This is a genomic window from Phaeovulum sp., assembly GCF_041596715.1.
Lineage (GTDB): Bacteria > Pseudomonadota > Alphaproteobacteria > Rhodobacterales > Rhodobacteraceae > UBA6213.
On record NZ_JBFHIA010000097.1, the window covers coordinates 1 to 10,732 of the forward strand.

At 65.8% G+C, this 10,732-nt stretch carries 12 protein-coding genes and 1 tRNA gene; 4 read left to right on the forward strand and 9 right to left on the reverse strand.

All coding sequences use genetic code 11. The features are described 5' to 3' along the window. From ABY403_RS08350 to ABY403_RS08385, 8 genes are all read right to left on the reverse strand, one after another. Nucleotides 1-968: 2'-deoxycytidine 5'-triphosphate deaminase (locus tag ABY403_RS08350; RefSeq protein WP_372840319.1), on the reverse strand; the 968-nt coding region annotated here is incomplete at its 3' end. 87 nt (nt 969-1,055) lie between these two features. Beyond that, nucleotides 1,056-1,133, reverse strand: a tRNA-Pro gene (locus ABY403_RS08355). A gap of 60 nt (nt 1,134-1,193) precedes the next feature. Further along, nucleotides 1,194-1,904, reverse strand: a complete 711-nt coding sequence (locus tag ABY403_RS08360) for a MerR family transcriptional regulator (protein ID WP_372840320.1) — start codon at nt 1,902-1,904, stop codon at nt 1,194-1,196. 17 nt (nt 1,905-1,921) lie between these two features. After that, entirely contained in the window at nt 1,922-2,224 is a 303-nt protein-coding gene (gene ihfA / locus ABY403_RS08365; protein ID WP_372840321.1) for an integration host factor subunit alpha, read from the reverse strand. Between the two features lie 95 nt (nt 2,225-2,319). Next, nucleotides 2,320-3,294 carry a beta-ketoacyl-ACP synthase III gene (locus ABY403_RS08370; protein WP_372840322.1) on the reverse strand — a complete coding sequence of 325 codons (975 nt, stop codon included), beginning with the start codon at nt 3,292-3,294 and terminating at the stop codon, nt 2,320-2,322. Beyond that, nucleotides 3,291-4,412 carry a phosphate acyltransferase PlsX gene (gene plsX, locus ABY403_RS08375; RefSeq protein ID WP_372840323.1) on the reverse strand — a complete coding sequence of 374 codons (1,122 nt, stop codon included), beginning with the start codon at nt 4,410-4,412 and terminating at the stop codon, nt 3,291-3,293. Before plsX ends, ABY403_RS08370 begins: the two co-directional genes overlap by 4 nt. A 19-nt stretch (nt 4,413-4,431) precedes the next feature. Further along, nucleotides 4,432-4,635, reverse strand: a complete 204-nt coding sequence (rpmF, locus tag ABY403_RS08380; RefSeq protein WP_372840324.1) for a 50S ribosomal protein L32 — start codon at nt 4,633-4,635, stop codon at nt 4,432-4,434. 162 nt (nt 4,636-4,797) lie between these two features. Beyond that, on the reverse strand, nt 4,798-5,352 hold the full coding sequence (locus ABY403_RS08385; protein ID WP_372840325.1) for a DUF177 domain-containing protein: 555 nt from the start codon (nt 5,350-5,352) through the stop codon (nt 4,798-4,800). A gap of 189 nt (nt 5,353-5,541) precedes the next feature. Between ABY403_RS08385 and ABY403_RS08390 the strand changes: the two genes are divergently transcribed. Further along, nucleotides 5,542-5,943, forward strand: coding sequence for an outer membrane protein assembly factor BamE (locus ABY403_RS08390; protein ID WP_372840330.1), 402 nt, complete (start codon nt 5,542-5,544; stop codon nt 5,941-5,943). 14 nt (nt 5,944-5,957) lie between these two features. Here the strand turns inward: ABY403_RS08390 and msrB are convergent, their stop codons facing one another. Next, complete coding sequence (gene msrB, locus ABY403_RS08395) at nt 5,958-6,356, reverse strand: peptide-methionine (R)-S-oxide reductase MsrB (protein WP_372840326.1); 399 nt, start codon at nt 6,354-6,356, stop codon at nt 5,958-5,960. 106 nt (nt 6,357-6,462) lie between these two features. Between msrB and ABY403_RS08400 the strand changes: the two genes are divergently transcribed. The 3 genes from ABY403_RS08400 (at nt 6,463) to ABY403_RS08410 (ending at nt 10,495) form a co-directional block, all read left to right on the forward strand. Next, the gene (locus ABY403_RS08400) at nt 6,463-7,311 is read left to right on the forward strand and encodes a GNAT family N-acetyltransferase (RefSeq protein WP_372840327.1); all 849 of its coding nucleotides are present in this window, start codon (nt 6,463-6,465) and stop codon (nt 7,309-7,311) included. Nucleotides 7,312-7,385: 74 nt separating this feature from the next. Beyond that, nucleotides 7,386-9,236, forward strand: coding sequence for an ABC-F family ATP-binding cassette domain-containing protein (locus tag ABY403_RS08405; RefSeq protein ID WP_372840328.1), 1,851 nt, complete (start codon nt 7,386-7,388; stop codon nt 9,234-9,236). A gap of 164 nt (nt 9,237-9,400) precedes the next feature. After that, nucleotides 9,401-10,495: a CaiB/BaiF CoA transferase family protein gene (locus tag ABY403_RS08410; RefSeq protein WP_372840329.1), complete on the forward strand. Its 1,095-nt coding sequence runs from the start codon at nt 9,401-9,403 to the stop codon at nt 10,493-10,495. Nucleotides 10,496-10,732 lie beyond the last annotated feature (237 nt).

A 10,732-nucleotide genomic window follows, 5' to 3' on the forward strand; every position in this document is an offset into this window, starting at 1 on the left:
CGCCCCACCACTTGGCGGTGTTCAAGCACGAAGGGCGCTTCGTGGCAGCGCACCTCTAGCACGCCGCGCGAACCTGCCCCACCCGCGGCACCGTGGCCGAAACCGGGGTCAAAAAACCCCGCGTAATGCACCCGAAACTCGCCCACCATCGCCAGATACGGGGCCATTTCGGCTGCGTGGTCGGGTGGAATGGTCACCGCCTCGCGGCTGACCAGAATGTAGAAGGCGCCGGGGTCAAGAATGATGCGCCCTTCGCGCGAGTGGATTTCTTCCCAAAACTCCGAGGCCGGGTAATAGGCGATGCGGTCAAGGTCGATCACCCCGGTATGCGGCTTGGCGCGATACCCCAAAAGATCGCCCGACTCGGGCCGCAGATCGACCGAAAAGCCAAGGCCGCCATCGAACAGCGGCGTGCCCGACACTAGCGGTTCTTCGGCATGCAGGCGCGCCAGTTCCGCGTCGCTCAGCACCGCTTGGCCCGCGCGAAAACGGATCTGGTTCAGCCGCATACCGGGGCGCACCAGCACCGAAAACGAACGCGGGCAAATCTCGGCGTAAAGCGGGCCCTCGTAGCCTGCTGCGATGCGGTCGAACTCGCTGCCTTCATCGGTCACAAGCCGGGTGAGCAGATCGAGACGGCCAGTCGAGCTTTTTGCGTTGGCGACCGCGGTGATGCCTTCGGGCAGCGCAAGGGTTTCCATCAGCGGCACCAGATAGACGCAGCCTTTTTCCAGCACTGCGCTCTCGGTCAGATCCATCCGGTGCATCTCGAACTCGGGTAGGCGCGCGGCCACCCGGTTGCCGCGCCCCGGCAGAAACGAGGCCCGAACCCGGTAGGCCACATTGCCAAGGCGCAGATCGAGGCTGGCGGGTTGCAGTTGCGCGGCGGTCACGGGCGGGTTGGCGGCAATTTCGCCCCGTGCGATCATCGTGCGCAGCGTGTGGTCAGGCAGCACTCCGGTGCGCATCGGCTTTCCCTTATCCAGCCTGCGCCGCAATGGGCGCCAGATATGCCAACGCCCACCGCCCGGTGGGGCGATGGGCGTTTTGGTTAATGGTCGGGCCGGAGAGATTTGAACTCTCGACCTTCCGCCCCCCAGACGGACGCGCTAACCAGGCTGCGCCACGGCCCGACGAGGCGCATATAGAGCGAAGTCGGAGCCAGGGGCAAGCATCAAAACGCAGCTTTTCCATCAGGGACGCGCGGGTGACGCAAGGCGCGCGCGCAGTGCTACGGCACGCGCGGCCAGTGCGCCAGCAACCGTTGCGATTTCGGGCGTGGCCTGCGGCGCCGCCCTGCGCAGCCTTTCGGACCAAAGCGGGCGCGGCGGTTCTTCGGCAACCGTGCTTTTGGCTGGCGTTGGTGCAGCAATGGGTGCCGGGGCCTCGGGCAAAGCGTCAAACAGCATCGGGGCCTGCGAATCGCGCGGGTTTGCGGTGCTGTGCTGTGTCGGTGTGTCTGGGGCATTTGCCGCCACATCCGACTCGGGCTGGGCCTGCGTGATCTCTGGCATCATGGGCGCTTTGGGCGCATTCGCGGTGCGGCGGCGCACGATGGACGCAGTCGCGCGGGCAGGGGCCTCATCGGCATTGCGGGTTAGCTTTGTGGCTGGTGCGGCTGGTGGGCTGATGATCTCGTCGGCCAGCGCGGCAACTTGGCGAACGCCGTCTTCGCGCAAAATCTTTTGCACACCCCGGATGGTGATGCCGCGGTCATGCAAAAGCACCTTGATGCCCGCCAAAAGCGCCACGTCGGACGGGCGATAATAGCGCCGCCCACCGGCCCGCTTTACCGGCTTTACCTGTGGAAACTTGCTTTCCCAAAAACGCAGCACATGCGCGGGCGTGCCCATCGCCTCGGCCACTTCGGAAATGGTTCGGAACGCTTCGGCCGCTTTCGTCATTGCGCGCGGCCCTCCGCTTAACCCTTGTTACCCGCTGCGACGCGGTCTTTCATCAGATGCGAGGGGCGGAACGACAACACCCGGCGCGGGCTGATTGGCACTTCTTCGCCCGTCTTGGGGTTGCGCCCCATGCGCGAGGTCTTGTCGCGCACCGAGAAGGTGCCGAACGACGAGATCTTCACGGTTTCGCCCGCCACCAAAGCGTCGGACATGAGCGTAAGCACGCTTTCTACCAATTGTGCGCTTTCATTGCGCGACAGGCCAACTTCGCGGAATACGGCTTCCGACAGGTCCATGCGCGTCAGTGTCTTGCCACTCATGCCAAATCTCCCTCGGCGGCTCCCCTTGGGTCAGGATGGTCGGTTTGGATTCCCGAGTCAATATCAATGGCTTGCCGGTGGCTCTTGCAGGCTGGTTACCAGCGCAAAACCACCGCGCCCCAGGCCAGACCGCCGCCTATTGCTTCGGTCACGATCAGATCGCCTTCTTTGATCTGCCCGCGCGCGCGCCCCACCGATAGCGCCAGTGGAATCGATGCCGCCGAGGTATTGCCGTGGTCTTGCACCGTTACCACCACATGATCCATCGACACCTGCATACGCTTGGCGGTGCCTTCGATGATGCGGATATTGGCTTGATGCGGCACGATCCAGTCAATATCGCCATCTGTCAGGCCCGCTTTGGTAAGCGCCGCCTCAGCGGTTTCTGCCAATTTTTCAATGGCATGGCGGAAAACGGCGTTGCCTTGCATTCGCAGATGCCCGGCGGTGCCGGTGCTGGAAGGCCCGCCATCGACATAAAGCAGTTCGCGGTGCCGCCCGTCGCTGTGCAGGTCGGTTGCGAGTATCCCGCGGTCGGCCGCGGTTCCGTCGCCGGGGGCCGCTTCAAGCACCAGCGCCCCCGCGCCATCGCCGAACAGCACACAGGTCGAGCGGTCGTTCCAATCAAGGATGCGGCTGAAGGTCTCGGCACCGATCACCAGCACGCGCTGCGCCTGCCCCGAGAGAATCAGCGCATTGGCATTGGCCAACGCATACACGAAGCCCGCGCATACCGCCTGTACGTCAAAGGCATAGCCCGTGGTGTTGCCAAGCCCCGCTTGCACCATCGTCGCAACCGAAGGGAACGTAAGGTCGGGGGTCGAGGTGGCAACGATGATCGCATCAATCGCCGTGGCCTCTATGCCCGCGTCTGCCAGCGCGGCACGGGCGGAATGGATTGCCATTGCAGAGGTGGTTTCACCCTCGGCCGCAATATGGCGTCGTTCGATGCCCGAGCGGGTGCGAATCCATTCGTCCGAGGTTTCTAGATGGGCCTCGAACTCGCTATTTTCCATGACGCGCGCAGGCAAATAATGCCCGACGCCGCGCACAACGGCTCTGATGGTCATACGGAGTTCTCGCTCTCAGCCCCTGCCAGAGGCGCATCCTGCGCGCTTCTTGACGCAAGGGCAACCCGTGCCGCGACACGCTCGCGAAAGCCGCTTTGCGCGAGTTGGCAGGCAAGGCGAACAGCGGCGGCGACGCCGGTTGCATCGGCGGAACCGTGCGACTTCACCACGATGCCGTTCAGGCCCAGAAACACCCCGCCGTTGACATGGCGCGGGTCGATGCGCGCCGAGAGGCGGCGCAGCGCGGGCAGGCCAAGCAATCCGCCCAACCGGGCGCGCCAGGTGGAGTTCAGCGCCTCGCGGGTCAGCGATGTGACCAGTTTCGCGGTGCCTTCGCCAGTTTTCAGCGCGATATTGCCGGTAAACCCGTCGGTTACGATGACATCGACTCGGTCCGAAGGCAGATCGCCGCCCTCGACAAAGCCCACATAGACAAAGCCGCCGGATTCTGCGGCGGTGCTTAGCAATTCTGCGGCGACCTTGAGTTCAGGGCGACCCTTGTGCTCCTCGGTGCCGACGTTCAGCAGGCCGACGCGCGGCCGCTCTACGCCCAGACCGTTGCGCGCATACGAGGCGCCCATCATCGCGTATTGCAGAAGATCGTCGGCGTCCGCCTTCACATCAGCGCCGACATCGAGCATGACGTTGAACCCCGCAGGGTTGAGCGATGGCCAGAGGCAAGCGATGGCCGGGCGGTTGACGCCGGGCAGGCGGCGCAGACGGATAATCGACACCGCCATCATCGCGCCGGTATTGCCACAAGACACGGCCACGGGCGCTTCGCCGGCGCGCACCGATTCGATGGCTGACCACATCGAGGTGGCTTGGCCCGAGCGCATCACCTGACCCGGTTTCGACTCCATTGTGACGACTTCGGGGGCATGGCGCAGCTCGCAGCGCCCGGCAAGGCGCGGCTCAGCCGCCAGAAGCGGTGCAAGTTCGCTCTCGGGACCATGCAGAATGAAATGCGCAGACGGCAACGCAGCGGCCGCCAAGGCGACCCCCGCCACTACTACAGCAGGCCCGCGGTCTCCGCCCATTGCATCGACCGAAATAACGACGCTGCCCGCCCCTTCGGGCGTGGCAGCGAGCTTTCTTGGGTCCTGCGATGCAGGCATGAGCAGTGCGCCCCGCGGCTCAGGCCGCGTCCTCGTCTGATTCGACGGCGGCTTGTGCGATCACTTCACGCGAATCGTAGTGTCCGCAAGAGCCGCACACATGGTGCGGGCGCTTCAGTTCGCCGCAGTTCGGGCACTCGGCGGGGTTTGCAGCAACCAGCGCATCATGCGCACGGCGCATGTCACGGCGCGAACGGGTGGTGCGGTTCTGTGGGACGGCCATGTCTCAACCTCGGGTTTCGGGGGCCATTGGCCCAGTATTTCATGGGGTAACTGCACAAAAGCCGCAAAGCGGCAGGGGTGCGAACCCGATCTCGGAACGAGGCCGGGAACATACTGCGATTCCGCCGGGGCGCAAGCCCTTTCTTGCGCGCGCCGGCGGGGTTTAGTCGGGCTTTCGGGATTTGGCCTCCAGCATTGCCGCAAGCCCTGCGAAGGGACGCCGGGCTTCATCGTCTATCGGTGCAAGCCCCGCGTCGGTCACTTCGGCGGCACCAAACTCGGCACCCGGCGCGCGCGGATAGAGCGGCAGCGCCAGTTCCAGCGCCTCGAGCATCACCGCGCCGAGGTCGATTTCGTCTGATAGCGGTTCGAGGGCCACATCGTCGGGCATTTCGGCCTCGTCGGCCTCGGGCGTGGGCAGATCGGCCAGCCAGCGGCGCTCGACCGGTTCGCTGATCTTGGTTGTCACCGGTGCCAGAGTGACGACGCAAGGTTGCACCACCGTCGCCTCAAGCTCTGCCTCTAGCTGCCAATCATGCCGACCGCGCGGCGTAAGTGCGCCCTGAAAGCGTAGGCGGGGCACAGCCTCGATTCCCGCCCAAAGCGCGATTTCGGCGCGCGCAGCGGCATCGGGGGTAAGCGTAAAGCGCGTCGGCTTGCGCCCGGCCAGTTCGGATAGGCGCAAAACATGGTGAAACGGGGGGGGTAGGTCGGGCATCGGTGGCTCCTTCGCGGCACACGCGCGGGGCATCGGCGCGGATTTCGGTCACAGCGTCCTTGAGGGTGGGCCGCGTCTGATGTAATCGGGATAAAAGGCTTGGTGCCGCAAGGCAAGAGGGGGTTCAGCGTGGATAGAGGTTCGGTGACGCGGCGCGGCGCGCTGGTCCTTGCGCTTGCGGCACTTACCATGGGTGCGGCCTGTTCGCCGGTTTATCGCAACAACGGCTATGTGCCGACCGATGAAGACCTTGCCAAAGTGGTTGTGGGCAAGACCACGCGCGAGCAGGCGGCGGCAGCCGTCGGGCGGCCCTCGGCCGAGGGCTTGCTTGAAGGTTCGGCCTGGTATTACGTCGGCAGCCGCTGGAAATACCTTGGCCCGTTTGCCCCGCGCGAGGTTGAGCGGCAGGTGGTGGCGATCAGCTTCAGCACCCGCGGCATCGTCACCAACGTCGAGCGTTTCGGTCTTGAACAAGGCGAGGTCGTGACCCTGTCGCGCCGCGTCACCGACAGCAACATCAAGGGCGTCGGCTTCATTCGCCAGATGTTGGGCAATATCGGCAATTTCGATGCAAGCCAGTTCACGAACTAGCCGCGGTCCTCAGATCAACCCTCGTTTGGGGTGAAATCCAGCGCCACGCCGTTGATGCAATAGCGCAGGCCGGTCGGGCCGGGGCCATCGTCGAACACATGCCCCAGATGGGCGTCGCAAGACGCGCAGCGTACCTCGGTGCGCACCATTCCGTGGCTCGTGTCGCGCCGTTCTTCGATCGGCGCGGTGGCAAGGGCGGCGCTGAACGAGGGCCAACCGCAGCCTGATTCATACTTTTCCTCGGCTGAAAACAACAGCGCGCCGCAGCAGACGCAGCGAAACGCGCCGGGGCCCTCGGCAAAGCCGGGGTGGCTGAAGGGCGGCTCGGTCGCGGCCTTGCGGGTAACGGCATAGGCCATCGGCGAAAGTTTTGCGCGCCACTCGGCGTCGCGATCGTCGGTATTCTGGCTCATCACGCCTCCTTCCGCTTGTCGCGCCCTTGGCATAGCGTGCCGCCAAGGCGCATACCGTTCATATAGGGCGTGGGCGCGACCATGCCAAATGCAGGAACGCCAGCCGATGGAACCGCTTTGCCGAGGCCGACTGATTGCCCGCCTTGCCCGCTCGGACGAGGATCTGGCGCGCGCGCAGGCGCTGCGTTGGCGGGCGTTTCGCGCCGCACTTGCCGGGCCGGGGGCGGGCGCGGGCCGCGACGTTGATGCCTTTGACGCGCGCTGCCTGCACTTGCTGGTGGAGGATGCTCGCGAGGGGGGTGAGCTTTTGGCGACCTGTCGGTTGTTGCCACTCGCCTCGGGTGCTGCGATCGGGCAAAGCTATGCGGCGCAGTATTATGATCTGGCCAAGCTGCGGCACTACCCCGCGGCGATGCTTGAGGTCGGGCGGTTCTGCACCCGTGCGGGCCCCGTTGAAAGCGATGCCTTGCGCCTTGCATGGGGTGCTTTGACGCGATTTGTCGATGAAAGGGGGGTGGCGCTGATGTTTGGCGCGTCGTCTTTTGCGGGCACCGACCCTTCGGCCTATGGCACGGCATTTGCCCATCTTGCGCGCCACCACCTTGGCCCTGCCCGCTGGATGCCTGCCGTGCGCGCGCCGGAGGTGGTCCGCTATGGCGCGAGCAATGCCGCGGCAGGGCCCTTCGCCTCAGATGCGGAATCCGTCCGCCAAGCGGCAGTCACGGGGGCCGCGCAGGCCGGTCTGATGCCTTCCGCTGCGATGCCCGCGCAAATACCGCCGCTATTGCGCAGCTATCTTGCGATGGGCGGTTGGGTTTCGGACCACGCGGTGGTGGACCGCGACATGCAAACGTTGCACGTTTTCACCGGCGTTGAAATCGCGGCAATCCCGCCAGCGCGGGCGCGCCTGCTGCGCGCGCTTGCGGGGCAAATGGCAGCCCCGGTTCCGACCTGATCGCGCGCGTGGCCGGTGCTGGGGGATGCGCGGCCCCCGTTGACCTTTTGCGCGCCGCCCGCTAGCCCGCAGCCATGGCACGCGCACCCCTTCTGCAACTTTCCGGTATTACCCTCGGCTACGGCGGCAACCCGCTCTTTGCCGGGCTTGACCTTGTGGTGCAACCGGGCGACCGGCTGGCATTGGTGGGGCGCAACGGTTCTGGCAAATCGACGCTGATGAAGGTGATGGCCGGGCTGGTCGAGCCCGACGCGGGCAGCCGCGTGGTGCCGCCGGGCGTTGCCGTGGGTTACATGGAGCAAGAGCCAGACCTTTCCGCCTTTGCCACGCTGGGCGATTTCGCCGCCTCTGCGTTGGACGACGATCTGGGCTACCGCGTGGCGATGGTGGCCGAGGGGCTGCATTTCGACCCCGACACGCCGGTTGCCACCGCCTCGGGGGGCGAGCGGCGGCGCGCGGCGCTGGCGAAGCTGTTGGCCGAAGCGCCCGAGCTTTTGCTGCTTGATGAGCCGACCAACCACCTTGACATCGCGGCGATCGGCTGGCTTGAGGCGGAACTGGCAACGACGCGCACCGCATTCGTGCTGATTTCGCACGACCGCACCTTTTTGCGCGACCTCACGCGCGGCACGCTTTGGATCGACCGTGGCCAGTTGCGCCGCCTTGAGCGCGGCTTTGACGGGTTCGAAGATTGGCGCGACACTTTCTGGGCCGAGGAAGACGAGGCGCGCCACAAGCTAGAGCGCAAGATCAAGGCCGAGGCGCGCTGGGCGGTCGAAGGTATTTCGGCGCGACGCAAGCGCAATCAGGGGCGGGTGCGCGCGCTTGCGGACCTGCGCGCCGAACGTGCGGCGATGATCCGTCGCCAAGGCACCGCCGAGATGGCGCTTGATGCGGGCAGCTCGTCCGGCAAGCGGGTGATCGAGGCGCGCGGGCTGAGCAAGTCCTTTGGCGACCGCCAGATTGTCAAGAACTTCGATTTGCGCGTGCTCAAGGGCGACAGGATCGCTTTTGTCGGCCCCAACGGCGTTGGCAAGACCACGCTTTTGAAACTCTTGACCGGCGAAGAGACGCCCGATTCCGGCACCGTCACGCTCGGCACCCGGCTTGAGGTGGCTGTGTTCGATCAGGCGCGCGCCACGCTCGATTTCTCGATGTCACTCTGGGACGGGATGGTGAACGACCCAGAGATGAGCGTTTCAGGCCGCTCGGATCAGGTGATGGTGCGCGGCACGCCGCGCCATGTGGTGGCCTATCTGAAAGATTTTCTGTTCGACGAATCGCAGGCGCGCGCCCCGATCGGCTCACTTTCGGGGGGCGAGCGGGCGCGGCTGCTGTTGGCGCGGATCATGGCGCGGCAGTCGAACCTTCTGGTACTTGATGAGCCGACCAACGATCTGGATGTCGAAACGCTAGACCTTCTGCAAGACGTGCTGAACGATTACGACGGTACCGTGCTTCTGGTTTCGCACGACCGCGATTTCATCGACCGGGTAGCGACGACCACGGTGGCGATGGAGGGCGACGGGCAGGCAACCGTTTATGCTGGCGGCTGGTCGGACTATCAGGCGCAAAAAGCCGAGGCGAAGGCCGCGGCCGAGGGCGCGCCTACGCCAGCCCGTGCTACATCGGCAGGCGGCGGCGCGCGCACCGGGGGGCAAGTGTCGCCCCCCAAGCCCGCTTCGCGTAAACCACCGCCGGGTCTCAGCTTTACCGAACGGCACCGGCTGGAGGCGCTGCCTGCGCTGATCGCCAAGCTCGAGGCCGAGATTGGCAAGCTGGCAGGTCTGCTTTCGGACCCCAACCTGTTCAGCAGCGCACCGGAAAAGTTCCGCAAGGCCTCAGAGGCGCTTGCCGAGCGGCAAGCGGCGCTGAGCGCGGCCGAGGAAGAATGGCTGGCACTGGAAGAACGCGCAGGCGGCTGACGCGCCAAGGCGCTGCCTGCAATCGGCATCCGCGCAAAGCGGCGGCGGTGCTGCGGGCAGCCCGCAGCACGCGTGGCCCTTTCCTGCTTTGCGCAATGCGCGCGCGCCCCTAATCTGCCGGGGCGCGCAGGTTTTGCCGCTCGCGCCAGACGAAAGGTGCCGTAATGACCGTTGCCCAAGGCCCGCTTGCCGGGGTTCGTATCGTCGAGATTGCGGGGCTTGGCCCGACGCCCTTTGCAGCGATGCTGATGGCCGACATGGGGGCTGACGTTATCCGCATCACACGGCCCGGTGGCGCGCCGCATGTGCTGGGCCTTGCCTATGACGTGCTAGACCGGGGCCGCGATGTGCTGGAGCTTGATCTGAAATCGCCCGCCGGGGCCGCTGCCGCCCGCGCGCTGATTACCCGCGCCGATGCGCTGATCGAGGGGATGCGGCCGGGGGTGATGGAGCGTTTGGGGCTTGGCCCCGCCGACTTTCCCCAGAACCCGGCGCTGGTCTATGGCCGCATGACCGGCTGGGGGCAAAGCGGGCCGCTGGCACAGACAGCCGGGCACGACATCACCTATATCGCGCTTTCGGGCGCGCTGCACGCAATCGGCCCGGCCTCGGCACCGGTGCCACCGTTGAACCTGCTGGGCGATTTTGGCGGTGGCGCGCTCTACTTGGCGTTCGGCATGGTCGCGGCGCTGCTGCACGCACGCGCCAGCGGCAAAGGGCAGGTGGTTGATGCGGCGATCTCGGACGGGGTTGCGCATCTGATGGCGATGATTTCGGGCATGGCGGGGCAGGGGGCATGGGCCGACACCCGCGCGGCAAACCTGCTTGATGGCGCGGCACCTTTTTACACGACCTACGCCTGTGCCTGTGGTGGTCATATCGCGGTGGGCGCGATCGAGCCGAAGTTCTGGGCGGAGCTATTGGCCCGGCTGGGCATCGACGCAGCGACACTCGCGCCCCAGATGGACCGCGCCCGCTGGCCGGAAACCCGCGTGCGGCTTGCCGCAGTGTTTGCCACGAAAACCCGCGATGCATGGGCCGCTGAACTTGAAGGCTCCGACGCCTGCGCCGCCCCGGTGCTGCGCATCGCCGAAGCGCCTGCCCATCCGCACAACGCCGCACGCAAGACCTATCAGCTGTACGATGGGCTGATGCAGCCTAGCCCCGCACCGCGCCTGTCACTGACCCCCGGCGCGATCGGGCAAGGTTCGCCCATGCGGCGGGTCGGGGTTGATGAGGTGCTGGCGCGGTGGGGGTAAGGCGGGCGGGCGGGCTGCGAATTGCGCGCACGGCGTGCCAGATCGGCAACGTTTGCGGCACGTCTGGCCGCTTGCAAGATGCGCCCGGCGCAGCGATTCATGCCCCTCCGCTTTCCGCAATCTTGCTTGACAGCGCCGCCCCCATACCCGATAAGCGCCCGGTCCGGCGGAGGCATCCTGCTTTCCGCCGGATCTCAATTGCAATAACGCCCTTTGCTGGGCGCGCTGTCCGAGGCG